The 23,541-nt window shown below is 72.7% G+C and carries 20 protein-coding genes; 13 read left to right on the forward strand and 7 right to left on the reverse strand.

From position 1 onward, the window contains the following. Positions 1-51 precede the first annotated feature (51 nt). Positions 52-495 (reverse strand): hypothetical protein, encoded by a 444-nt coding sequence (locus ACFP3U_RS34770; RefSeq protein ID WP_380229765.1) that lies wholly within the window; start codon positions 493-495, stop codon positions 52-54. A gap of 220 nt (positions 496-715) precedes the next feature. Here ACFP3U_RS34770 and ACFP3U_RS34775 point away from each other — a divergent pair, with 220 nt between their 5' ends. Continuing rightward, entirely contained in the window at positions 716-973 is a 258-nt protein-coding gene (locus ACFP3U_RS34775; RefSeq protein WP_380229766.1) for an amphi-Trp domain-containing protein, read from the forward strand. 80 nt (positions 974-1,053) lie between these two features. Next, positions 1,054-1,698 carry a hypothetical protein gene (locus tag ACFP3U_RS34780; protein ID WP_380229767.1) on the forward strand — a complete coding sequence of 215 codons (645 nt, stop codon included), beginning with the start codon at positions 1,054-1,056 and terminating at the stop codon, positions 1,696-1,698. Here the strand turns inward: ACFP3U_RS34780 and ACFP3U_RS34785 are convergent. After that, positions 1,692-2,174, reverse strand: a complete 483-nt coding sequence (locus tag ACFP3U_RS34785) for a hypothetical protein (protein ID WP_380229768.1) — start codon at positions 2,172-2,174, stop codon at positions 1,692-1,694. The two genes, ACFP3U_RS34780 and ACFP3U_RS34785, sit on opposite strands and share 7 nt — an antisense overlap. 289 nt (positions 2,175-2,463) lie before the next feature. On the opposite strand from ACFP3U_RS34785, the gene ACFP3U_RS34790 reads away from it, so the two are divergent. Beyond that, positions 2,464-2,850, forward strand: coding sequence for a hypothetical protein (locus tag ACFP3U_RS34790; protein ID WP_380229769.1), 387 nt, complete (start codon positions 2,464-2,466; stop codon positions 2,848-2,850). Between the two features lie 75 nt (positions 2,851-2,925). Here the strand turns inward: ACFP3U_RS34790 and ACFP3U_RS34795 are convergent, their stop codons facing one another. Then, a complete protein-coding gene (locus ACFP3U_RS34795; protein WP_380229770.1) occupies positions 2,926-4,263 on the reverse strand; it encodes an aminotransferase-like domain-containing protein in 1,338 nt (445 codons plus the stop codon). 89 nt (positions 4,264-4,352) lie between these two features. Between ACFP3U_RS34795 and ACFP3U_RS34800 the strand changes: the two genes are divergently transcribed. Further along, entirely contained in the window at positions 4,353-4,976 is a 624-nt protein-coding gene (locus ACFP3U_RS34800) for a DJ-1/PfpI family protein (RefSeq protein WP_380229771.1), read from the forward strand. A gap of 83 nt (positions 4,977-5,059) precedes the next feature. After that, positions 5,060-7,168, forward strand: a complete 2,109-nt coding sequence (locus ACFP3U_RS34805; RefSeq protein ID WP_380229772.1) for a SpoIIE family protein phosphatase — start codon at positions 5,060-5,062, stop codon at positions 7,166-7,168. Between the two features lie 42 nt (positions 7,169-7,210). Here ACFP3U_RS34805 and ACFP3U_RS34810 read toward each other — a convergent pair whose 3' ends face one another. Beyond that, on the reverse strand, positions 7,211-8,785 hold the full coding sequence (locus ACFP3U_RS34810) for an AMP-binding protein (protein WP_380229773.1): 1,575 nt from the start codon (positions 8,783-8,785) through the stop codon (positions 7,211-7,213). 504 nt (positions 8,786-9,289) lie between these two features. Between ACFP3U_RS34810 and ACFP3U_RS34815 the strand changes: the two genes are divergently transcribed. The 3 genes from ACFP3U_RS34815 (at position 9,290) to ACFP3U_RS34825 (ending at position 13,064) form a co-directional block, all read left to right on the forward strand. Then, positions 9,290-11,464 (forward strand): DUF11 domain-containing protein, encoded by a 2,175-nt coding sequence (locus tag ACFP3U_RS34815; protein WP_380229774.1) that lies wholly within the window; start codon positions 9,290-9,292, stop codon positions 11,462-11,464. A gap of 80 nt (positions 11,465-11,544) precedes the next feature. Beyond that, positions 11,545-12,756, forward strand: a complete 1,212-nt coding sequence (locus ACFP3U_RS34820; protein ID WP_380229775.1) for a hypothetical protein — start codon at positions 11,545-11,547, stop codon at positions 12,754-12,756. 32 nt (positions 12,757-12,788) lie between these two features. Next, entirely contained in the window at positions 12,789-13,064 is a 276-nt protein-coding gene (locus ACFP3U_RS34825) for a hypothetical protein (RefSeq protein WP_380229776.1), read from the forward strand. Here ACFP3U_RS34825 and ACFP3U_RS34830 read toward each other — a convergent pair. Both ACFP3U_RS34830 and ACFP3U_RS34835 read right to left on the reverse strand, forming a co-directional pair. After that, positions 13,061-16,078 carry a Tn3 family transposase gene (locus tag ACFP3U_RS34830; RefSeq protein ID WP_380229777.1) on the reverse strand — a complete coding sequence of 1,006 codons (3,018 nt, stop codon included), beginning with the start codon at positions 16,076-16,078 and terminating at the stop codon, positions 13,061-13,063. The two genes, ACFP3U_RS34825 and ACFP3U_RS34830, sit on opposite strands and share 4 nt — an antisense overlap. A 127-nt stretch (positions 16,079-16,205) precedes the next feature. Continuing rightward, a complete protein-coding gene (locus ACFP3U_RS34835) occupies positions 16,206-17,549 on the reverse strand; it encodes a tetratricopeptide repeat protein (protein WP_380229778.1) in 1,344 nt (447 codons plus the stop codon). A 177-nt stretch (positions 17,550-17,726) separates the two neighbouring features. Here ACFP3U_RS34835 and ACFP3U_RS34840 point away from each other — a divergent pair, with 177 nt between their 5' ends. From ACFP3U_RS34840 to ACFP3U_RS34860, 5 genes are all read left to right on the forward strand, one after another. Then, positions 17,727-18,365: a hypothetical protein gene (locus ACFP3U_RS34840; protein ID WP_380229779.1), complete on the forward strand. Its 639-nt coding sequence runs from the start codon at positions 17,727-17,729 to the stop codon at positions 18,363-18,365. After that, positions 18,365-18,982: a hypothetical protein gene (locus tag ACFP3U_RS34845; RefSeq protein ID WP_380229780.1), complete on the forward strand. Its 618-nt coding sequence runs from the start codon at positions 18,365-18,367 to the stop codon at positions 18,980-18,982. The genes ACFP3U_RS34840 and ACFP3U_RS34845 overlap by 1 nt, the downstream gene beginning before the upstream one ends. 28 nt (positions 18,983-19,010) lie before the next feature. Then, on the forward strand, positions 19,011-19,169 hold the full coding sequence (locus tag ACFP3U_RS34850) for a hypothetical protein (protein WP_380229781.1): 159 nt from the start codon (positions 19,011-19,013) through the stop codon (positions 19,167-19,169). A gap of 108 nt (positions 19,170-19,277) precedes the next feature. After that, the gene (locus ACFP3U_RS34855; RefSeq protein WP_380229782.1) at positions 19,278-20,450 is read left to right on the forward strand and encodes a YcaO-like family protein; all 1,173 of its coding nucleotides are present in this window, start codon (positions 19,278-19,280) and stop codon (positions 20,448-20,450) included. Then, positions 20,447-21,835 carry a TfuA-like protein gene (locus tag ACFP3U_RS34860; protein ID WP_380229783.1) on the forward strand — a complete coding sequence of 463 codons (1,389 nt, stop codon included), beginning with the start codon at positions 20,447-20,449 and terminating at the stop codon, positions 21,833-21,835. Before ACFP3U_RS34855 ends, ACFP3U_RS34860 begins: the two co-directional genes overlap by 4 nt. On the opposite strand, the gene ACFP3U_RS34865 is transcribed toward ACFP3U_RS34860, so the two are convergent. Continuing rightward, positions 21,748-23,073: an MFS transporter gene (locus ACFP3U_RS34865; RefSeq protein ID WP_380229784.1), complete on the reverse strand. Its 1,326-nt coding sequence runs from the start codon at positions 23,071-23,073 to the stop codon at positions 21,748-21,750. The genes ACFP3U_RS34860 and ACFP3U_RS34865 overlap by 88 nt on opposite strands. Between the last annotated feature and the right edge of the window lie 468 nt (positions 23,074-23,541).

Raw genomic sequence — 23,541 nt, forward strand, 5'->3', positions numbered from 1 at the left:
TCACCCGCTCGCTGATCGCTTACGACCACTAATCACATTGGACCTACTCGTCTAGTACCAGGAGGTGCAGCCGATGTTGTAGCCCCACTGCGGGTTGCCGTACGGGTTTCCGCGCCATTCGGTCGCGCCGCACGCCCGGTACCAGACGCCGCCGTCGTCGTACTTCTCGCCCAGGGACGTGCCGTTCTGGGTGTACACCCGGTCGACGAACGACTCCCACGTCCGGCCGCCGTTGTAGGAACGGTCGTAGTAGTAGGCGGCCGGGCCGTCGAGCACCACGACCCAACTGCTGACGTAGTTGTGCCCGTCGCTCTTCTTGTAGCGATGGATCTGCACGGTGTTGGAGTACTGTCCCCCCGGGCGCCAGGTCGCCGTGTTCGTCTCGTCCGTCACGGTCGCGGAGCTCGCCGCCGCTGTGCCGACGGCCGGTCCCGCGAGCGTGGCCGACGCGGCCAGCATCACGGTCGCCGCCACCAGTCCCATGCGTTTCGCCATGGTCCCACCCCCTCTTCGCCGTCATTGACCAAGCCATGACAACAGACGGGCCCGACGCGGCCAACAGCCTCGACCCGAGTTGGCCGGAAGCAGCCGGTAGTGAACCGGAAACCCTCCGTGAGTGGAGGCCCTGCGCCGCCGGGCCGACGGGGGGCAACAGCACAAGAATGGGGAGAGGCCACTGTTCGGCCACTGTTCCCACCGGGGTCGGGAGGCACCCGTGAAGGACCTTGAGTTCACGCAGAAGCGCACACTGTCCCGCGCCGAGGCCGCCGACCAGTTGGAGGCGCTCGCGGCCGCACTCAGACGCGGCGGGCAGGCGGAGTTGGAGCTCGGACCCGGCAAGCTGACCCTGCGGATCCCTGACGAGCTGCACACCGAGATCGAGGTCGAGCTGGAGGACGGCGAGATCGAGCTGGAGATCGAGATGTCGTGGCACACCGGACAACCCGACCGCGCTCCGAACGCCGACCGCTGACGAGTGACCGCCGATCCCGGGTGCGTGCGGGGCGCGGGGGGCGGTCAATCATGATCACGTCACGGCCTTATGCTGTCGCGATGTCCAACAGCACACCCCCCACCCTGCTCTTCGTCATCGGCCCGGCCGCCGTCGGCAAGATGACCGTGGGTGGTTCGATCGCCGAGCGCACGGGCTTCCGGCTCTTCCACAACCATCTGACCATCGAGCCCCTGCTCCGGCTGTTCCCCTACAGGTCGCCGCAGTTCCAGCGCCTGAACCACGCCTTCCGCGAGCAGATCCTCGCCGAGGCCGCCGGCGCCGACCTGCCCGGTCTGGTGTTCACCCTGGTCTGGGACTTCGAGGACCCCGAGGACGCCGCGCTGGTCGAGCGCTACGCGGCGCCGTTCCGCGAGCGCGGCGCCCGGGTGCTGTTCCTGGAGCTGAGCGCCGACCAGAGCGTGCGGCTGGAGCGCAACGGGGGCGAGTCCCGGCTGACGGAGAAGGCGTCCAAGCGCGACCTCGCGTGGTCCAACGCCAACCTGGTCGACATGGACGCCAAGTACCGGCTCAACTCGGTCGACGACTTCGCCCACATCCCCGAGGCGCACCTGCTGATCGACAACACCCACCTGGAGCCGGACGAGGTCGCCGAGCTCGCGGTGGCCCACTTCGGGCTCCGAGCTCCCGCGGGGGCCGGCCCGGCCACCGCGGCCCGGCCGGCCCCCGCCACAGGGCGTCAGTAGACCAGGATGTCCCAGTGGCTGCCCTCGTTGCAGTACAGGTTGCCCGAGGCGGCCTTCCACTGCGGGTAGCCGTCGCCGCGGAGGCCGATGTAGGTGAAGCTGTTCTGGATGTACCCGTCGATGCAGGAGTTGCGGGAGATGTCGACCTTGTAGCCGTTGTAGTGGCTGTAGGTGCCGGAGGCGTGGCCGACCTCGGTCCCGCCCGTGATGTTGATGGCACAGCCGCTGGACTGCTTGAGGGTGATGATCGTGCTCACGGTGCCCGAGTTGATCTGCTCGAACGAGGTACAGGTGGAGTTGGACCTGGTGGTGCAGTTGCCGCTGGAGCTCCAGGTGATCCCGGCGTTCCTGAACTGACTGGCGGCCGTCGCCTGCGACAGCTTGGTTCCGCTGGCGCCGGCCGTGGGCGCCGAGAGGGCCAGGCCGGCCAGGGCCAGCGCGACGACGGTGGCTGCGGTGCGTGGCTTCATCTGCATCTCCCGGTGAGGGTCGTGGACCTCGGGGCACCGCCCACGCCCACGCGAGGACGAGCACCGAGGTCGGCGCGGTGAGCTGTACGGGATGCCGTGCGGGAAGCTGTGCCGCACCAGGATGACCCACCGCTGTCTATGCGAGTAGACCCCGGCCTGTGAATTTCCCGTGACGGCCGCGCATCGGCCCGCCCCGCACGCCCCGCGACACCGGGGCGACCGGTCGCGGCGGATAATGGCTGGGCCGCCGGCCGGCCGCGCCGACGGCACCGAACGAGGGAAAGGCAGGGGACGGATGACCCTGGAGGAAGGCCGGCGCGTCCGCTTGGCCGAGGACGTCGGGATCGGCGAGGCGGTCGCCGGGGAGTCCGGGGCCGTACCCGGGGCCGTCGTCGGCTTCCTCTCGCTGCGGGCCGGCATCGAGGGCACCGTCGAACGGGTGGACGGGGTACTCCCGGAGAGCCGTGAAGTCCTCGAGTACCAGCGACTCAAGGCGCTCTTCGACGACTACGGCCACACCATGCCGGCAGCGAGCCGGGAACGGCTGGAGGCCGAGATCGCCGCCCTGGAGCCCGAGTGGACCGCCCATCAGGAACGCGGCAAGCGGGTCACCGTCCGGGTCCACTGGGACAACGGCTTCGTCCTCGACGGCACCCACCAGGACGTCCTCACCCCGCTGTGACGGGAGCGTCGGAAGTGACCCGCTGTTGATCCGAGCGGAACGGGTTGCAGACGCCCCGCAGACCTGACAGGCCGTTCAGACCTGGGCGTCCTCGATGGCGACGCGTCGCACGGTGCGCAGCGCTGAGCGGAGGCTGTCGGGGTCGGTCGAGCCGAGGGCGAGGCGGAGTGCCTGGGGCGTGTGGTTCGAGGTGGCGAAGGGTTCCGCCGTGCTCACCGAGATGTGCCGGCGCGCGAGGGTGGCGGCCAGGCGGTCGGCGCGGGCGTCGTCGGGGAGCTTGAGCCAGGTGAAGTAGGACGAGGGGTGGCCGAGGAGCGGCAGGCCTGCCAGTTCCTGGCGGGCGATTGCCTGGCGGGCCGTGGCGTCCGATCGCTTCTGTGCCTCCAGCCGGTCCACGGTCCCGTCGTCGAGCCAGCGGCAGGCGATCGCGGTGGTGAGGGCCGGGGTGTTCCACGTGGTCGCGCGGATTGCCCGCTCCAGCGAGGGCACCCTGGACTGCGGGGCGACGACGAAGCCGACCCTCAGGCCGGTGGCGACGTTCTTGGAGAGTCCCGAGACGTGGACGGTGATGTCCGGCGCGAGCGCGGCCAGCGGGGCCGGCGGGTCCTCGACCAGGTAGGCGTACGCGGCGTCCTCGATGATGAGCGCGCCGCACCGCCGGGCGATCCCGATCAGCCGGATGCGGTCGGCGGCCGGGGTGACCCACCCCAGCGGGTTGTGCAGGGTCGGCATCGTGTAGATCGCCCGCACGGGGCGGTTCGTGCACAGCTTCTCCAGGGCGTCGAGGTCCGGCCCGTCGGCCGTGGTCGGGACGGGTTCGAGGTCGAGGTGGAAGGCCTGCGCGAGCACTTTGAAACCCGGGTACGTCAGGGCGTCGACCGCGACGACGTCGCCGGCGTCGAGTGCGGCCATGACGGTGACGGCCAGGCCGTGCTGCGCGCCGTTGACGACGAGGACGCGGTCCGCGTCGACGGAGAGTCCTCGACGCCCCAGGTGCCGGGCGATCGAGGCCCGGTCCTGCGGACGCCCGCGGTGCGGCTGGTAGCGCAGCAGGGCGTCGACCTCACCGGAGGTGGCCACCTCGCGCAGGGCCTGTCGCAGGAGATCGGCCTGGCCCGGCAGCGACGGATAGTTGAAGGTGAGGTCGACCGCGTCCGCTGCGGCGGCCTGTTGGTCGATGCCGTGCCCGGCGGGGACCGCGATGTCGCGCACGAAGGTGCCGCGGCCCTGCTCCCGGCTCACCAGCCCCATCGCGTCGAGTTCGGCGTACACCCGGGTCGCGGTCACCACGGCGATGCCCTCGCGGGCGGCGAGCGCGCGGTGGGTCGGCAGGCGTACGCCTGCGGCGAGCCGGCCGCTCCGGATGTCGGCGGCGAGCGCGTCGACCAGGATCTTGTACCGCTGGGGCGCCATGGGGCGCATTGTATCCATGACAATTCTTTGACTGTCCTGGTCACGGGTTCCTAAGGTCCGAAACACGCCGATCCGGAAGGACAGTCGCCATGCATATCGCCATCCTCACCTTCGAGGGCTTCAACGAGCTCGACTCCCTGATCGCCCTCGGTGTGCTCAACCGCGTCAAGGCCGACGACTGGCGCGTCACCCTCGCGACCCCCGCCCCCAGGGTGACGTCGATGAACGGCGTGGTCGTCGAGCGGATGTCCACCCTGGAGGAGGCGTGCACCGCCGACGCCGTCATCGTCGGCAGCGGCATCGCCACCCGCGAGGTCGTCGAGGACCGGGCGATCATGAACACCCTGCGCGGGCTCGACCCCGCGCGCCAGCTCATCGCCGCGCAGTGCTCGGGCGCGCTCGTGCTGGCCAGGCTCGGCCTGCTCGACGGCGTCCCCGCCTGCACCGATCTGACCAGCAAGCCGTGGGTCGTCGCCGCCGGCGTCGAGGTGCTCAACCAGCCCTTCTACGCCCAGGGCAACGTCGCCACCGCCGGTGGCTGCCTCGCCTCGCCCTACCTCGCCGCCTGGACCATTGCCCGCCTCCGGGACCGCGACGCCGCCGAGGGCGCGCTGTACTACGTCGCGCCGGTCGGCGAGAAGGAGGAGTACGTCGAACGCGCGTGGCGCAACCTGTCCCCCTACCTGCCCGCTCCGGCACCGGCCCTCACCTGACCCGACCACGAGCACGAACACGAGCAGCACCGCGCCGCCGGGCGGAGGATGGAGGCACGTGGACGGCGAGGAGGTGGCGCACCGTGGCACAACGCTTGGGGCCCGCCGACGCGGCGCTGGCCGCGGGAGGCCTGCTGGACGTCCTCGGCGTGGCGGCCGTCGTCGTGGACGAGCGCGGCCTGATCTCGTTGTGGAGCCCGCAGGCGGAGGCGTTGTTCGGCTACACCTGCGAGGAGGCGCTGGGCCGGGTCGCGGCGGACCTGCTCGTCGGGGCGGAGCGGCGGCAGGCGGTGCTGGAGGCGTTCGAGCGGGTGATGGCCGGCGAGGGCACCTGGGCGGGGGCGTTCCCGGTCCGGCACAAGGACGGCCACACGCTGCTGGTGGAGATGCGCAACATGCGCCTCCAGGCCGCGTCCGGCACCTGGTACGCGCTCGGGATCCTCTCCGAGCGCGAGACCCTGCAGCGGATCGAGCGCGCCCTCGCGCTGTCGGCCCGCCTGGTCGACCAGGCACCGATCGGCCTCGCCGTCCTGGACGAGGACCTGCGCTTCGTGCTGGTGAACCCGGCGCTGGAGCGGATCAACGGCATCCCGGCGGCCGAACACCTCGGCCGCACCCCGCACGAGGTCGTGCCGCATCTGGACGTCGCGGCGATCGAGGACCGGATGCGCCGGGTGCTGGCCACCGGCCGCCCGGTCCTGGAGGAGTCCACGGTCGGGCACATGCCGCACGACGGGCGCGACCACGCCTGGACGTCCTCGTTCTACCGGCTGGAGGACCAGGCGCACCGGGTGATGGGGCTGGCCATCACCGTCATCGACGTCACGGAGCCCTACGAACAGTCCCTCGCCGCCGCCCGCGCCAGGCGCCGGCTGTCGCTGATAGCCGACGCCTCCATCCGGGTCGGCACCACGCTCGACCTCCCCACCACCGCCCGGGAGTTGGCGGAGGTGACCGTGCCGGAGGTCGCCGACATCGCCGCCGTCGACCTGCTGGACGCCGTCCTGCCCGGCGCCACCGGCCGGGCCGGCGACGGGCCCGCCCGCTTCCGGGCGATGGCGATCAAGGCCGCGTACCCGACCGCCGCCACCGACGCGGCCGACCCGATCGGCGAGGTCACCCGCTACCACCGCCGGCGCCTGGTCACCCGGGCCGCCGTCGACGGCCGCCCCGTGCTCGTCCAGCACGTCACGGAGGCCGACCTGTCCCGGATCGCCCGTGACGACGACGCCGCCGGCGTCCTCGCCGAGGCGGGCGTCCACTCCTATCTGGCGGTGCCCCTCATCGCCCGCGGCCAGGTCCTCGGCGCCCTGGACCTCAAACGCACCCGCAACCCGGCCCCGTTCGACCAGGACGACGTGCTGCTCGCCACCGAACTCGCCGCCCGCGCCGCCGTCGCCATCGACAACGCCCGCTGGTACCAGCACCAGCGCGGGGCCACCCTCGCACTGCAACGCCACCTGCTGCCGCCCCGGCACGCCCCCCGTCCGCCGGGCCTGGCCATCGCGTACCGCTACCAGCCGGCCGTCGCCAGCGACGAAACGGGCGGCGACTGGTTCGACGTCATCCCGCTGCAAGGGGGCCGCACCGCGCTGGTGGTCGGCGACGTCATGGGCTCCGGCATCACCGCCGCCGCCACCATGGGCCAGCTGCGCACCACCACCCGCGCCCTGGCCCGCCTCAGCCCGGAGCCGGCCGAGCTCCTCACCCACCTCGACGCCACCGCCCAGGACCTCGGCGACACCATGGCCACCTGTCTGATCGCCCTGTACGACCCGGCCGGCGGCCACTGCCGCCTGGCCTCCGCGGGCCACCCGCCGCCCGTGCTGGCCCGCCCCGGCCACGCCGCCCACCCGGTCCGGCTCGACCCCGGCCCGCCCCTGGGCGTCGGCGGCCTGCCGTTCCCCGTCCGCGACCTCACCCTGCGCCCCGGCGACGACCTCGTCCTCTACACGGACGGCCTGATCGAGGTGCGCGACCAGGACATCGACCGTCGCCTGCAGACCCTCACCGACCTCCTCGCCGGCCCGCGCCGCCCGCTGGAGGACACCTGCGACCTGATCCTCACCGCCATGCACCGCCCCGACACCCAGGACGACGTGGCCCTCCTGATCGCCCGCGTCCTCCCGTCCCCCGGCGGCCGGCCCGGCGACCGCCCTGTCGACCAGCCGGGCTCGGGCGACGACTCCTGAGCCGTCCGCGTCGGCGCCTGATCAGCGGGGCGGCGGGGCGGTTCAGCGCGCGAGGGTGGCGAGGGTGGCGCGCAGGCGCTTCCGGTCCGGCTTGCCCACGGAGGTGAGCGGGATCTCGGGCACCAGGTGGAGGGCGTCCGGGGCGTAGATGCGGCCCTTGTGGGCGGTGACGAAGGCGCGGACGTCGTCCAGTTCCGGGCGCCGCCCCGGGGCGGGGACGACCACCGCGTGGACGTGTGCGGACTCCTCGGCGCCGCCGAGGCCGAGGACGGCGCACCGGGCGATGTCCGGGTGGGTGAGGAGCAGGTCCTCCACCTCCGACGGGTAGACGTGGCCGCCGACCACGATGATCCGGTCCGTGCGGCGGTCGGCCAGGTAGAGGTAGCCGTCCTGGTCGAGGTAGCCGATGTCACCGGTGTTCAGCCAGCCGTCGCGCAGCACCTCGGCGGTGAGTTCGGGCCGCTTCCAGTACCCGGCCATGAGGCTGCGCGAGCGGACGTGGATCTCGCCCTGCTCGCCGGCCGGCAGCTCGGTGCCGCCGGTGGCACGGATCGCCACCTCGACGCCGGGCAGGGGGCGGCCGACGGAGATCTGGCCGCCGTGCCCGACCCGGTGGTGCTCCTGCGGGTCGAGGACGGCGATGTTCTGCGCCTCCGACATGCCGTAGCCGCTCACCAGGATCGGCCCGAACACCTCGATCGCCTCACGGATCCGGGTCGGCGAGGCGACGCAGCCGCCGTACATGACGCGGTGCAGGCTGGAGAGGTCGGTGCCGGTGATCGCCGGGTGGTCCAGCAGCAGGTGGAGCAGCGGCGGCAGGACCCACAGCTCGGTGATGCGCTCGCGCTCGACGGCGGCCAGCACCTCACCGGGGTCGAAGGAGCGCTGGAGGACCACCGAACCGCCATGATGGAGCGTCAGATCACAGAGCACACCGGCCAGGTGGGCCAGTGAGGTGGCGGCGAGGAAGCGGGGCGCCCCGTCCTGCGGGCCGAAGGGGAGGTCGAAGGCCCGGCGGTAGGGGCCGTGCAGGCTGACGATGCCCTTCGGGGTGCCGGTGGTGCCGCCGGTGTGGCGGATGCCCAGGTCGTCGTCGGGACCGATCCGCACGGCCGGGGGTTCGACGGGCCGGTGGGCGGAGGCGGCGATCACGTCCTCGCCGATCGCGTCCTCGCCGATCGCCCCGGCGCCCGGGCCCAGGCTGAGGACCGTCGGCACGTCGACCAGGGCGAGCAACTCCGGTGCGTCCGCGTACCGTTCGGCGTCCGCGTACCGTTCGGCGTCCACGAGGAGGACGGCCGTGTCGACGCTGGTGACGATCTCGGCGAGGACGGGGGCGCTCATGCCGTCGTACAGGTTGACCAGCCGGGCACCCGCGACACCGGCGGCATAGCGGGCGGCGAGCGCCTCGGGCGTGTTGCCGGTGAGCAGCGAGACGGTCGTGCCCCGGGTGACGCCGCGAGCGACGAGCTCGTTCGCGAGGCGGTACGCGGCGGAGGCGAACGCGCCGGCGGTGATCGTGGCGCCGTCGGCGGTGGTGATGGCCGGACGGTCGGGGTCCCCGGCGAGGGACCGGAGGACGAGGGCGGGGGCGCTGATGAACTCCGCGTCACTCATGGCCACTTCTTCCTTGTCGTTGGCATCCGCACCGACAGGCTAGCCCCATCCCGGCCGCCATGGCGCCGAGTTGGGGCCGTGCCACCTAGCCCCCCCGGAGCACCTCCAGGGATGGCGCCGGGCCGGGGGTGGCCACCTCGGCGGGCTTGCCGTCGGGGCCGAGCGGCCCCCGCGGCGGAGGTCGGGCGGCGAGGCGCGGGTTCGACCGGCGGGGTGCGGGAATGCACCCACCTCGGTGATAGAGCGAGCATTAGGCATATTTACGTACTTTCTGAGGGTACTGAGGGAGCCCTGGAAGTGGCCCGCTGACTGGAGAGATGACGGGTGAAGGCAAGAACCGTGCCAAGCTCCGCTCGGCGGTCCGCAGCGGTGTGTCGGGCCCGTTGGATCGCGCCCGCCGCGCTGGCCCTCGTCGTGCTCTGCTCCGGCACGGGCAGACCGGCCGCCGCCGGGAGTACCGACTGCACCGGGGACGCGGGCGGGCTGACCGGGCGCCATAGTCGAGTGGCGAAGGGGACCCAACTGCTCTCGCTGGCGAACAGTGGTGCCGCCCCGCGCTCCGAGCTCTCGGTCTCGACCGGGCCGGACGCCCCCGCCTGGCAGGGAGACCTCCCGGCCGGCCGGGAACTGACGGTCACCCGGGCCGCCCCGGCCGGGGACGGCGTGCCGGTGCCCGAACTGCTGGTCCGCACTCCCGGCTGTCCCGCTCCATCACCCGTCCTTCTCACCGACGCCCCCGCCCCGGACGGCGCGCCGCATGCCCGCCTGCAGTCCTGGGGCCGGACCCCGGCGGCACGGGTCGCTCCCGGTGAGACCTTCCGCTACACCATCACGGTGGTCAACCACGGCCCCTCGGCCGCCCGGGACGTGGTGGTGACGGACAACCTCCCCCGCCCGCTGCTCTTCGTCTCCTCCGAGGACGGCTGCGCGGCCCGGGGCCAGAAGGTCACCTGCGGCCCGAGAGCGCTGGTCGTCCCGGGCACTACCGCCTCGTGGGTGATCCTGGTCCGCCTGGACCCGGCGTACACCGGCACGGGGGCCGACATCGCCAACCAGGGCAGCGTCGCGTCCAGCACCCCCGACCCGCGCCCCGTGAACAACACCGGCCCCCGCCCCGGCGCCGGGCTGCCCGGCGGGACGGTAACGGGTCCGACGGCGGACCTGGCGGTCGCCAAGAGACCGTCAGGAGCCGGGCCCGTCAGCCCTGGCGAGACCTTCGAGTACTTGCTCACGGCGGTCAACCACGGCCCCTCCGAGGCGAGCGGCGTGGCCGTCACGGATCAGCTGCCGCCCGCACTGGCCTTCGTCTCCTCCACCGACGGATGCACCGGCCCAGCCGACAGCTACGGAGCGAGGCTCAGCTGCCCCGTCCTGGACCGCCTCGCGCCCGACGCCACCAGGACCTACACCCTCGCCGTACGGCTCGACCCGGCCTACGAAGGCGACGGCTCGGACGTGGTCAACCGGGCCACGGTGAACTCCGCCACCACGGACCCGGTTCCGGGGAACGACACCGTCGCGGTGACCGGGCTGCCGAACCCCGACACCTCCGTCCGGCCCGGCCCGCCGACCGCGGACCACACCGTCACCGTCAGCTCCACGTCGGCGGTGCACCCCGGCCGGCAGAGCACCGCCCGACTCACCGTCAGCAACCTGGGGCCGTCGACGAGGCGTCAGCCCGCCGTCGTTCTCGTGACGCTGCCCGAGGGGACCAGCGTGCCGGCCACGGGCCTTCCCACCGGTTGTACGGCGGAGGACGGCGGCCGCCGGCTGCGCTGCACGGTACTCCCGGGCGCGGCGAAGGCCGCGGACGGGCCGTTCGTGGTGGACTTCCCGGTCTCCGTCTCGCCGTCCGCGCCGCCAGGGGCATCGCTGGCCGGCGGCACCGCCGTCGTCCGGAGCCCCGAGGACCGGAACTCCGCCAACGACACGGCGAGTTGGACCGCCGCAACGCTGGGCGGCAGCGCCGACCTGGAGACCGTCAAACGAGCCGTCCTCCCCTCCGGGCGGCAGGCAGTGGCTCCCGGGGACGTCTTCACCTACCGGGTCACCGTGCGCAACCACGGCCCCTCCGACGCGCGCGGCGTGACGGTCACAGACCCGCTGCCCGCCCCACTCACCCTCGTCTCCTCGACTGACGGCTGCACCGCCACCGGACAGACCGTCAACTGCCGCTCCACCGACCCGCTCCCGGCTGGGAAGACGACCGGGTTCGACCTCACGGTTCGGCTGGCGGAGGCCTTCCGGGGCAGCGGCTCGGCCGTCGACAACATCGCCACCGCCACCTCGGACACACCGGACCCGGACCCCGCCAACAACGCCAACCGAGCGAACACCACCGGCCCCGACGGCGGGCCGCTGCCCGTCACGATCCCGCCCAGCCCGAGCCCGAGCCCCAGCCCGAGCCCCAGCGCGAGCGCGAGCGCAGGCGCGATCCCCAGCCCGAGCCCGAGCGCGATCCCCAGCCCGACTCGCAGACCCACCCCGAGCCCGGAGCCCACCGTCGCTCCGACGCCCGCCCCCACTCCCGGCCCACAGCCCCTCCCGGACACCGGCAGCCACCTGCCGACCGGCCTGGCGGTGACCGCGTCGGTCGCGCTCCTCGCCGGAGCGGGCCTGCTGGCAGTATCCCGCCGGTGGCGCCATCGGGACGGGTCCCGGCGCGGGCCCCGGTCATGACCCGTCCCACCGAGAGGGCAGGACACGTGCAGGCATCCCCGCCCCCCTACCGGCGCCGCCGGCCACGCCGACTCAAGACCTTGGCCGCCGCTGTTCTCGGCCTCGGCCTGATAGCCGCCGTGACCGCCGGCACGCCCGGCCACGCCGATCCTGCGGACCGGCCGGCGCACCGGGCCACCCTGGCGTTCCCGGTCCACGAGGCGTTCGACTCCGCGACCAACAGCGGGACCACCTCCGGCACGGTGACCTTCGACAACGGTTGGATGCGCCTCACCAACACCAGCACCAGCCAGGCCGGGTCCTGGCAGATGAACGACTCCTTCCCGTCGGACCTGGGCATCATCGCGGACTTCCAGTACGCCAGTTGGGGCGGCAGCACCTACGACGGCAGGCGCGGCGACGGCCTGGCCTTCTTCCTCGCCGACGGCACTGCCGCCCGTGGCACGGGTTCCCTCGGCGGGGCGCTGGGTTACGCGTGCGCCGGGTCGGCCAACTCGTGCAGCACCAACGGCGTCCCCGGGGCGATCCTCGGCGTCGGCATCGACGAGTTCGGCGGCTTCTCCTCCGCCACCACCGGCAACGGCGGACCCGGCGGGGCCGCCAACAAGATCGTGGTGCGCGGCGGCGGCGACAAGACCACCGGCTACCGCTTCGGCACGAGCGCAAGCGGCCCCGGCGGGTCGGTCGAGACCGGCAGCCGGGCCAAGGTGCGCACCGTCCGGATCTCCCTGCTTCCCAAGGACAAGAAGCTGCTGCTGTCCCTCTGGTCCAACAGCGGGCCGGACACCGCCATGACCCAGCTGATCACCGATTTCGACATCACCACGATCACCGACCAGCCGAAGCTGCCCAGCACGCTCAGGGTGGGTTTCTCCGCCGGTACCGGCGGAGCCACCAACAACCACGAGATCGCCGACCTCGACATCAACGTCCCGGCGAACCTCTCGATCGCCAAGACCGGCACCCCGAGCTCGGCCCGGGCCGGGGCCGGCCGTGTGACCTACACCGTCACCGTCTCCAACGACGCGACCAACGACGTCACCGGCGCGCAGGTGCGCGACTCGGTGCCCGGCCTGACCTCGGTGTCCTGGACCTGCACCGCCTCCACCGGTAGCGCCTGTGGAGCGGCCTCCGGTACCGGTAACACGATCGACACCACCGCCGATCTCAAACGCGGCGGCACCGCCACGTACACGGTCACCGGCACCGCCCCGACCTCCCCGACCACCTTGCGCAACAGGGGTCCCGGTAGGAACGGAACGGAAAGTCCGGGTTACTGTCAAAACTTTTGACACCCCGTGATCTGACCGGCCAGGATGCTCCGGTGAGCGATGACCCGGTGATCGGTTTCCTGAAGGCGGACGTGGCCCGGTTCTGTGCCGGCCTGGAGGATCTGGCTCCGGCGATCCGGCTACGGCTGGTCGTCCAGCTGCAGCAGGCGCTGGACGAGGTGACGGATGCGGCCCTGGACGGCGGGATGGCCGCGGCGAAGGCGGAGGGCTGGGGGCTGCGGCGGATCGGCGACCACGTGGGCCTGTCGCACGAGAAGGTCCGTTACCGGCTCGCCCGGGCGTCGGGCGAGCCGGACGGGTCGGCCTAGAGAACGGCCGCGGCGTCGGCGGGCTTGCGGGTGGCGCGGAGCTGGCCGCCCTGGACTTCGGCGGGCAGCGCGAAGCTGTATCGGCCGTGGAAGTTGATGTGGGCGAACTTCAACGGGGAGAGGCGGGCGATGTCCTCGTCGCGGACGTGGATGCCCTCGGCGCGCATCTCCTCGATGATCTTCTGGAAGTAGACCGTGTTCCACAGGACGACGACGTTGAGCATCAGTCCGAGCGCTCCGAGCTGGTCTTCCTGGCCTTCGCGGTAGGACTGTCGCAGCTCGCCCTTCTGCCCGTGGAAGATCTTCCGGGCGAGGTTGTGGCGGGACTCCTGCCGGTTGAGCTGGGTGTTCACGCGGCGCCGCAGCAGCTCGTCGGCGAAGTAGGTGGACAGGTAGGCGCTGCGGTCCAGGCGGCCGATCTCCATGATGGCCTTGCCGGTGGGGGTGGGCTTGCCGCCGGGGGCGAGCACGCGCATGACCTCGGACGCCTTGATGGTGCCGGAGTGCAGGGAGCCGGCGACGCGAAGGACGTCGTCCCAATTGGCGGTGATCTGCTGGATGTTGATCCGCTCGCGGGTCAGCGGGTTGAGCGGGCCGTAGTCGGCGTTGGCGTTGACGCGGTACAGGGTCGCGCTGCCGGCGTCGGCCAGGCGCGGGGAGAACTGGTAGCCCAGGAGTCGGAAGAGCCCGAAGATCATCTCTGTGGCGCCGTGGGTGTCGGAGGTGATCTCGACGGGCCGCAGGGCGGTCTCCTGTTCGAGCAGGCCGTCGAGGATGTAGAAGGAGTCGCGCTGGGTGCCGGGGATCAGGATGCCGTGCAGGCCGCTGAACTGGTCGGACAGGAAGTTGTAGAACGTGGTTCCGGTCCGGCGGGTGCCGAAGTACTTGGGGTTGGGGCCGGAGTTGAGGGTGCGGATCGGGGTGACGAACCGCAGGCCGTCGGCGGAGGCGAGCTCGCCTCCGCCCCACGCCTGGACCAGCGGCAGGAGGGTGTGGAAGGCCACCAGGCGGGCGTTGGCCCGGCTGAGGGTCTGGGAGCGCAGGTAGTTCTGCTCGATCCAGAACAGGCGGTCGCGACTGAGGGCTTCGACGCCGTCGTGGACGATCGGCTCCATGCCGACGTTGGTGGCCTCCGCGGTGAGCACGGCGGCCACCGACAGCTCCAGGTCGTCCATCCGGGACTCGGCCTCGGAGACGTGGGTGAAGTCGGTGAGGTAGGGCACCCAGGAGTTGACCTCCAGCCCCATCTCGGGAAGGTCGACGGCGGGCAGGCGGGCGTCGATCTGCCGGTTCAGCTCGTCCAGGGAGGCGGGGACCTCCAGGCGATCCAGGCCGGTGAGGATGATGCGGTCGCGGCCGTCGTGCTGCTCGATGCGCACCGCGGGGTTGGCGGCCAGGCCGTCGACCAGCTCGCGGTGGGAGCGGTCCAGGCGGTCGATCCAGCCGGCCAGCACGGTGTTCGGGTCGGTGTTCAGGTCGAGTTCCTCGCAGACCCGGGGCCGGGCGGCCGTCCAGGCGTCGGTGCTCAGCAGTCGGGCGTTGGGGTCGCCCCACTTGCGCAGGCCGGGGACGTAGATCTCGTGGCGGTGCAGACTGGAGCGCAGGGCCTCGGTGGTGGCGACCACGTAGGCGCGCTTCTCGGCGATGCCCACCGGGGCCGGCTTGGGCGGGAAGACCCGTCGCAGCCAGGCGGCGGAGAGGAACTTGATCGGGGTCTCCCAGCCCTCGATGGGCTTGCGCCGGCCTTTGAGGGTCTTGACGAAGGTGACGGCCTTCATGACGTCCTCGCCGTCGGGGCTCGCCTGGAAGTCCAGCTGCTTGAGGAGTTCGGGCAGGAAGCGGGCGATGGTGTTGTAGCGGGCCTCCAGCATCTGCTCGAAGCCGTCGTCGGGTTCCTGGGCGAGGTCCTTGACGGTGTCGGCGGCGGCGTGGACGGGGGCGACGTCCATGGCGTCGAGCATCGCGCGGATGTCGCCCGCCGGGTCGGCGGCGCTCTCGCACACCGCGAGCCAGGCCTTGCGCAGCATCAGGGCGGCGGCGTCCAGGTCCTTGAGCGAGCGCAGGCGCTTCTTGGTCATCTTGGTGGCCGAGCTGCGGATCACATCGCCCATCACCAGGTCGAAGACCTCGATCGCCTCGTCGGCGGCGACCTGCGGCATCACTGCGGCGAACGCCACCAGGGTGGCCAGGCGCCGGTGGCCGCCGAGCTCGGCCACCGCCTGGGCGCGGGCCGCCTTGGCGAAGCGCACCAGCGCCTGGATACGGCCCGGCGGTATCGCTGCCAGGTCCCAGCCGGGGCCGCCGAACGTCTTCAGCGCGTCGTAGCGCTCCAGCGCCTTGAGCACCCCGCGCGGGCTGATGTCGCGCGGTGACCTGCGCAGCCGGTCCAGCTCGGAGCTCCGCCGGCCGCCGGGTACGACGACCAGCTGCTGCAGCCGCTCGGCCTGCTCGGCGGTGGGGGCCGCGGCCAGGGTCGCCCACAGGCGCTTCTCGGCGCGCTCGCGGGTGCCGGAGACCAGCCGCTCCAGCGTGGTCGCCCCGGGCAGCAGCACCTGCTGGTCGAGCAGGCGCTTGGTGGCCAGGTCGAACAGCAGGGTCGGCCGCTCCGAGCCGATCCACGCGCGCTGGTACATCCACCGGGCGAGCGAGAACCACTGGTCGAACTCGAACTTCGTGTACCCGTAGGCGGACCGGATCTCCTCCTGGTGCTCCCACCGGGCCTTGCGCGAGCTGTACCCGGCGAAGGCGGTGACCGACAGCCCGAGCTGTTCGGCGACGTACTCCACGACGACGTCGGGCACGTCTTCCGGGTCGTCCAGGAAGGTGCCCAGGTAGCGCACTGTCCCGAGCTGGATCGCGTAGCCCAGGCGGTTGCGGGAGCCGTTGGCGGCCGCGGCCCGGCGCCGCGCGGTCTGGTCGAGGAGAAAGGAGCCGGCGAGCTGGCCCTCGTCGGGGATCTCGGTGAACCGGCCGTAGCGCTTGCGCTGGTCCTCGCTCAGGAAGTTGGTGGGCACCGCGGGGCTCCTTGATCATCGGGGGCATTCGCGCGCGATGCTCCCAACCGAGGCGCCCGCCTGTTCGGCGATCTTCTGTTTCCGCCCGGAGCGCGGGCAGGTCTGGTAGGGCGTTGCTGCGTGCGGGTCAGGTCACGCGGCGGTCGGCGGTGGGTGCCAGCGTTCGCGCCTTCTCGCCCAGCGCGCGGGCGATCCTGTTGCCGGCGTGCTGGGCCACGGAGTGCCGCAGGGTGGCGAAGTGGTCGTCGCAGCGCGCGGAGCTGACGTGCTGGTAGTCGTCCAGGAAGGTGCCCCAGGTCGCGCAGGCGGCTTCGAGGTGACCGAAGGCGAACTGGCGTTCCGCGAGGAGGGCGGTGGAGCGGACTCGCGCGCGGCGCTCGGTGGGCGGGCGGTGGCGGTTGGACTCCTGCATGGCGGTGATGGACCCGCCCAGGTCGCGCAGCTCGAACAGCACGTGGCTGGCGTGGTAGTGCAGGGCGGCGGGGTGGTAGCCGGCGACGTACGCCGATCCGGACGTCGCCTTGTCGAGCGCGGCTTCGGCTTCGGCGAGTTGGCGAAGGGCGGCGTGGCGCTCGCCGACGGCGGCTGAGGCGTGGGCCTGCTGGCCGACGAGGAAGGCCCGCATCCTCGGGCCGGCCGCCGGGGCGGCCTCCGCCGCGGCGTCGGCGTACTGCTGGGCCTTGGGCCCGTGGCCGAGCCCGATCGCCTGGACGCTCATCCCGCGCAGGACCGTGCAGTACGTCAGGTGGTCCTCGGCGGCTCCGGCGAGGTTCAGGGCCTGGGTGTAGTACTGCTGCGCGAGACCGTGTTGCCCCTCATCGACGGCCATCCAGCCGGTCAGGTAGGCGAGGTCGGCGGCGGCCGAGCACATCGCCTTCTTCGTGGCCTCGGAGGCGTCGCACTGCAGGTAGCGGGCCACGGTGCTGCCCAGGAACGCGGCCGCGAGCGGGCGGGCCAGGCGCCCGCCGAACTCGTCGTCCATCTGCGACAGGCGCTCGGCCATGGCGGTGACGGTGGCGACCTCGCTCAATCCGATGCGGGTCCGGGCCTGGCGGGCACGCTGGGCGCGGCCTATGACGTCCTGCCACCCGGGGACGGCCAGGGCGACGGAGTAGAGGCCGACGGCGCCGAGCACCGTCCTGCGGGAGGGGTCCATGTCTGCTCTCCAGAGCTCGATGAGGGCGGTCGCGGTGTCCGGCCGGTCCGGCACCGGGGCAGTGGCTCCGAAGCCGGCGGCGGAGCTCGTGATGGTCCGGTCGAGCTTGCGGCTGAGGGCTTCGAGGATCGCGGGCTGGACTCTGGCCCGCGGGGTGGTTCCGGTCAGCCAGTGGCAGACCGCGGTGTCGTCGTACTTGAGGCCCAGGCGCATCTCGGTGCCCACCGCGTTGACCGCGCGGGCGAACTGGCCGTTGTTCCAGCCGGTCTCACGGATGAGGTTCTGGAGGGCTGTGTTGCGGGTGCGGTCGGACATGAGTCGCCTTCCCCCGGAATTCAAGGATTTCAACCGTAGCCGTTGCCGGGCCCGTAGATGCGGGTTGTGACCGGCTGTTGACTCATCGTCAGCCGCCCGGGGCGATCGGGAATCGCCGGGCCCCCGCCTGGCTGAGGCACCGGGCGGCTGTTCGAGACGAGAGATCCGGAGGGGACGATGGACACCGAAGCGCTCGCGGAACGGCTCCCGGCTCGCGCGGCCTGGGAGGAGAACGGGACGGCCCTGCTGCCCGGCGTGCTGGCGCCGGACCGCTTCCAGGCCCTGGCCGAGGAGTCGCGCGGGCGCCTGGAGCTGGTCACCCCGCACGTGCACGACCACACCAGCTCGCACCGGGACGGCTCGTTCGCCTCGCCGGTCCACTGCGGCTTCGTCCCGCCCGGCCCGGTGCTGGAGGCCCTGGCCTACGACAAGGCCCTGCTGGCCCGACTACGCGAGGCGACCGGCATCGCGCGCCTGGTGCCGCGCGGCGGCGCGGTGGTCCTCTACCGGGAGGGCGACTTCCAGGGCATCCACACCGACTCGGTGAAGTCCACGGTGACGGTGGGGATCGCGCTCACCGAGGACCTGCCGGCGATGGGCTGGGCGCCGCACCTGCGCAACGCGCACCCGGACTTCCTGGGGGAGGTCGTCGCCAAGCACGGCATCTTCCCCGAGGGGGACGGGTTCACGACGCTCGCGCACCCGTACGGCGACGGCAGCGTGCGGGCGTTCGCCGGCTACCACGTCCCGCACTGGCGCCCGCGCCTGACGCTGCCGATGGGCCTGCTGGTCACCATGTCGTTCATGGACCTGTGATGGCGGCGACGCTGCGTCAGACCTGGCTGGCGGAAGGCCGGGCCCCGGTGCCGGACGACCTGGTGGACGCGGGGCTGTGGGAGGAGATCGCGGCCGAAGCCGATCGGTGCGAGCCGTACGCGGTGGTGCGGCACAACCAGCGCCCCGGGCTGCTGGCGATGCGCGACGGCTCGATCACCTCCCCGCAGCGCTGCAGGGTCCACACCGGCGGGGCCGCGCTCAGCGCGCTGGCGATGTCGAAGGCGCTGGCGGAGGTGGCCGGCGAGGCGACCGGCCACCGGCGGATGACGGCGATCCGCTTCGGCCTGAAGTACTACGCGCCCGGCGATTACATGCACGTCCACCGCGACGACGGGAAGTGCGAGATCACCTTCAGCTGCGGCCTCACCCCGGGGCTCGGCGCGATGGGCTGGCTGCCGAACCTGCGGTATCTGACCACCGAGCAGGTCGCCGGCCGTCTCGCCGACACCCCCTACCCGGAAGGCGAGATGTTCCCGATCCGCCACCGGGTCCTGACCGGATTCGACGGACGTCGGATCCCCCACTGGCGTACCCCGCTCGACACCGCGTCGCGCGAGGTGCTGATCACCATCTGCTTCACCGACCTCTCGGTGTAGCAGTCCGTCCAGCTCAAGGAGGAACACAGTGCCCGACATCACCACGCCCGGGGTCGTCATCGACCCGGCGGACTTCGTGGCCGAGCTCCACGCCGAGGGCAACATGCCGCAGAACTCCGGCGGCGACCCGGCCGTGCCCGACTCCGCCTTCCCCGACACCCACACCTACGACCTGCCCACCGTCTGAGGCGGCCGGCAGCCGGTAGTTGAGTAGCTGACCGCCCGGCCGCCGGGCACCGCCCATGACCTGGGTGTCCGGCGGCCGGGCTTCGCCATCTTGAGGAGGAAGGGCAGCATGCGCAAGGCGTTCTTCGACGGCACCCACCGCACCCGCCACCCCGCCGCGACCTGGGCCCGAATCCGGCCGCTGCTGGCGACGTACGGGATCACCCGCGTCGCGGACGTGACCGGCCTGGACGACCTCGGCATCCCGGTGACCATGGCGGTGCGGCCCCTGGCCCGGACCCTGTCGGTCGCCCAGGGCAAGGGCGCCACGCTCGACGCGGCCCGGGTGTCCGGGGCGATGGAGGCGATCGAGGCATGGCACGGCGAACGCACCGTTCCCGCCCCGTCGGTGCGCGCGCCGGCCCGGGAGATGGGCCTGCCCTACCCGGTCACCGCGCTGGAGTCGCACGCCGGCTCGCTGCTGACCTCCCGCACGGTCCTGGACTGGATCACCGCCCGCTCGACCATCGACGACACCCCCGTGCCGGTGCCGGCCGCGTGCGTGCGCCTGGGCCGTCAGGTCCACGACCAGTGGCGCCTGCACCTGCCCAGCGCCTCGACCAACGGCCTGGCCTCCGGCAACACCCGCGCCGAGGCCGTCGTGCACGGCCTGTGCGAGGTGATCGAGCGCGACACGATCAGCGACCTCACCGCACCCGGCCGGCCGTGGTTCCCGCAGCTGATCGACCCGGCGACCGTCGAGGACCCGCACTGCGCGGACCTGATCGCCCGGGTGCGGGCGGCCCGGGCCTGGCTGGAGCTGTGGCACCTGCCGAACCGCTTCGGCGTCCCGGTCATGGCCTGCTACCTGTGGCGCGAGGACCAGCCCGCGCTGCTGGTCTCCGGCTCCGGCGCCCACCTGGACCCGCACGTCGCCCTCTCCCGGGCGATCACCGAGGCCGCGCAGTCCAGGCTCACCCAGATCACCGGCAGCCGCGAGGACATCCACCCCGGCGCCTACCGCGACACGATCCACCGCGGACCCGCTTCCGAACCCGGGCCCGGCGCCGACTGGGCGACGGTCGCCCGGCGCTACGTGGCCGGCTTCGCCACCGACGACGGGGAGGCCGGGCACCTGGCCGCGCTCGTCACCCACACCACCGGCGTCCACCCCCTGGTCGTCGACCTGACCTGGGGGCCCCACGCCCGCGAGGAGTTCGCGGTCGTCAAGGTCCTGGCGCCGCACCTGCGCTACGACGCCCGCCACACCATCCCCCGCCCGACTTCGGAGGTCGCCGCGTGAGTGTCCACGTCTTCGCCGGCCCCACCGTCCCCGCAGCCCGCGTCCGCGAGCTCGTCCCGGGCGCGGTGTGCCATCCACCGGTGCGGCACGGCGACCTGCTGCGGCTCGGTGCCGGCCCCGGCGACACCGTGGTGGTCATCGACGGGCTGTGGCACCAGAGCGCCCCGGTGCGGCACAAGGAGATCCTGCTGCTGCTGGCCGAGGGCGTGCGCGTGGTCGGCGCCGCGAGCATGGGCGCCCTTCGCGCCGCCGAGCTCGCCCCCTACGGCATGACCGGCGCCGGCCAGATCTTCGACCAGCTGCAGGCCGGGGTCCTGGACGCCGACGACGAGGTGGCCGTCCTGCACACCCCCGACGGCCGGCCGCTGGCCGAGGCGCTGGTGAATCTGCGGACCGCGTTGACCCGCTGCTCGGCCGCCGGTCTGATCAGCACGGCCGCCGCGCGCACCCTCGAAGACCTCGCCCGGGCCCTGCCCTACACCCGCCGCTCCTGGGCGGCGCTGGGCCACAGCGCCGCCCAGGCCGGTGCCGCCGAGCCGTTCGAGACGGTCGACGCCTGGCGCCGCACCCACCCCTACGACCTCAAGCGCGAGGACGCCGAGCTCGCGCTCGCCCTGGTCGCGGCCGACCCGGCGCCGGTGACCGGTGCCGGGCCGTGGGTCGAGGAGCCGTGGCGGACCAGCTTCGTGCGGTACTGGGCCGCCACCTTCCGCCCTGACCAGGAAACCGGCACGGTGCCGTTCCTCGCCGTGCTCCAGCACCAGCAGCTCTACGACCCGCACTTCGCGGGCCGGTGGCGGGCCCGGGTCCTGGCCGCTGTCGCCCGACGTCCGCCGACCAGGGCGACGCCGGATCTGGACAGCGCCGCGCTGCGGGTCGCCGCCGCCGAGGGAGTGGACACTGCGGGGATGTCGCGGCGGCAGCTGGCGTTCTGGCTCACCCCCGAGGAGATCCGGGACCTGGAGCCCGACGAAGCGCTGCTTCGCCTGATCGTCCGCTCGGCCCGCCTGGACGGCGCCTGGACGGCGTGGCCGTCCACCCGCGCCGAGGCCGGAGAACTGCTCGACACCGGGCTGCCAACCGCCGAAGCGGTCGCCGAGGCGTTCGCGCTGAACGCGGCCGTCGAAGCCGCCGATGCCCGCCGCAGCACCGCCCACCTGGCCCCGGACCGGATCGGCCGTCACCTGGCCGCCCGCTGGGACCTGGCAGCGGACGCCGACCGGGCGGTGCTCGACGCGGCGGCCCGCGACCGGGCGTTCCGCGACTTCGCGGGCGCCGTCGAGGTCGCCCGCGCCTTCTACCTCGGCGCCCGCGCCGCCGAGACGAGCTCGCCGCCGTCTGCCGTCGTCTCCTCGTCGGCGGCCAGCGAGAGCCAGCGCACCTGACGGATCACCAGCGACACGACGGCGGCCGCCGCGATCACCAGGGCGCCGACGGCGAGGGTGGAGCGGACACCGAAAGCATGGGAGGCCGGTCCCGCGAGGAGGTACCCGAGCGGCACCGGCAGGATCTGGCCGAGCGTCGAGTACGACATGGTCCGGCTGAGGCGGTCCGCGGGGATGCGCTCCTGCACCAGGGAGGCCCACACGGTCATGCTGATCGCCAGCCCCGTGCCGGCCGCCGCGGTCGCAATGATGAGGACTGGCAACGGGGCGGCCAGCGCCATCGCGGCCAGCGGAAGCGCCATCGACCCGGTGCCCAGGCACACCACCCGCCCGACCCAGCGCGGCTTCCACAGCAGCGCGACGGCGGCGCCGGCCACCAGCCCGGCGGTGAACCCGGACACCACCGCGCCCCACGGTGCCGCACCGCCCAGGAACCGGGCTCCGTAGACCGGGCCGAGCAGCTGGTAGCCGGCCAGCCAGACCGGCACCACGAGGGCGGACTGGCAGACCATCACCCACAGCCAGCGACGCGAGCGGAAGTCGTCCCAGCCCTCCCGCAGGTCGGCGGTGAAGCGGTCCTTCAGCTTCACCGGCCCGGCGCTCAGGTCGATCCGCGCGAAGAGCACCGCGGAGGCGGCGAAGGTGATCGCGTCCCACCCGATCACCCAGCTCGGCCCGAAGGCCGCGACCAGCACGCCGCCCAGCGCGGGACCGGCGACCTTCACCGTGTTCTGCCCGATCTTGAGCAGCGCGTTCGCCGCGTGCCGCATCTCAGGCGGAACGACCTCCACCACGATGCCGCCGGCCGCCGGGGTGAAGAACGCCGACGCCGCCCCGCACGCCGCCGACATCGCCACCAGGTGCCACACCCGGGCGGCCCCCGTCCACAGCAGCACCACCGCCAGCCCCTCGGCGACGGCGCAGACGATGTTGGACCACACCATGACCCGGGCCCGGGAGAGCCGGTCCGCCACGACGCCGCCCACCAGCAGCAGCAGGATCTGCGGCACCACGCTGGCCGCGAGCACCAGCCCGAGCGCACTCGCGCTCCCGCCGATGTGCAGCACCGCGAACGCCAGGCCGATCGGGGAGACCGCCGATCCGGTCCAGGACAGCAGGCGGGCGGTGAAGTGCAGCCGGTAGGGGCGGATCGCCAGCGGCGCCCCCGCCTCCCGGACGCGGGCCCCCCAGCCGATCCGTGGGACAGATCCCGCCGCTTCCCGGTCCAGCAGCCGCACGTTTCGCAAGATCCAACTCCGCCCAGAGAACACGAAGTCCCGGCAGCGCTGGGCGCCACCGGGAAGCTCGCACCGACTCTAGAGCAACCAGAAGATCGTCTGTCGCAGACGCACCAGGACCCGCCTCGAAGCGATAACTACCCCACCACGAACAGCCGTTGAGGACTGCCACGGGCGCGGTCGGGTCCGGCCCCCCGACCCTACGCGGTCCTGCCACCCGGCACGCGCGCCGGGTGGCCAGCCGCGGCGGCGGGCGGGTTACGCCCGAAGAGTGAATCCGGCCCCGCGCGGGCCCCGCCCCGCGCCAGACTGATGCCGTGTCAGGATTCGCGCGGGATACGAAGTACTACGGCGACCGTCTGGTGTACGAGCCGTTGCAGAGCAAATGGAGTCGCTACCACGCGACTCACTGCTTCCCTGTCAAGTAGATGTGTTCACGTCTTCTCGCATTCAACGGTGCAAGCTAGT

The sequence above is a fragment of the Kitasatospora misakiensis genome, assembly GCF_042656005.1.
GTDB classification, from domain to species: Bacteria; Actinomycetota; Actinomycetes; order Streptomycetales; family Streptomycetaceae; genus Kitasatospora; species Kitasatospora misakiensis.

What these genes read in the sequence shown, in the direction of transcription:
- ACFP3U_RS34770 (WP_380229765.1), bottom strand. Translation starts at nt 495, where the DNA reads ATGGCGAAACGCATGGGACTGGTGGCGGCGACCGTGATGCTGGCCGCG.
- ACFP3U_RS34780 (WP_380229767.1), top strand. Translation starts at nt 1,054, where the DNA reads ATGTCCAACAGCACACCCCCCACCCTGCTCTTCGTCATCGGCCCGGCC.
- ACFP3U_RS34785 (WP_380229768.1), bottom strand. Translation starts at nt 2,174, where the DNA reads ATGCAGATGAAGCCACGCACCGCAGCCACCGTCGTCGCGCTGGCCCTG.
- ACFP3U_RS34790 (WP_380229769.1), top strand. Translation starts at nt 2,464, where the DNA reads ATGACCCTGGAGGAAGGCCGGCGCGTCCGCTTGGCCGAGGACGTCGGG.
- ACFP3U_RS34795 (WP_380229770.1), bottom strand. Translation starts at nt 4,263, where the DNA reads ATGGCGCCCCAGCGGTACAAGATCCTGGTCGACGCGCTCGCCGCCGAC.
- ACFP3U_RS34800 (WP_380229771.1), top strand. Translation starts at nt 4,353, where the DNA reads ATGCATATCGCCATCCTCACCTTCGAGGGCTTCAACGAGCTCGACTCC.
- ACFP3U_RS34810 (WP_380229773.1), bottom strand. Translation starts at nt 8,785, where the DNA reads ATGAGTGACGCGGAGTTCATCAGCGCCCCCGCCCTCGTCCTCCGGTCC.
- ACFP3U_RS34835 (WP_380229778.1), bottom strand. Translation starts at nt 17,549, where the DNA reads ATGTCCGACCGCACCCGCAACACAGCCCTCCAGAACCTCATCCGTGAG.
- ACFP3U_RS34840 (WP_380229779.1), top strand. Translation starts at nt 17,727, where the DNA reads ATGGACACCGAAGCGCTCGCGGAACGGCTCCCGGCTCGCGCGGCCTGG.
- ACFP3U_RS34845 (WP_380229780.1), top strand. Translation starts at nt 18,365, where the DNA reads ATGGCGGCGACGCTGCGTCAGACCTGGCTGGCGGAAGGCCGGGCCCCG.
- ACFP3U_RS34855 (WP_380229782.1), top strand. Translation starts at nt 19,278, where the DNA reads ATGCGCAAGGCGTTCTTCGACGGCACCCACCGCACCCGCCACCCCGCC.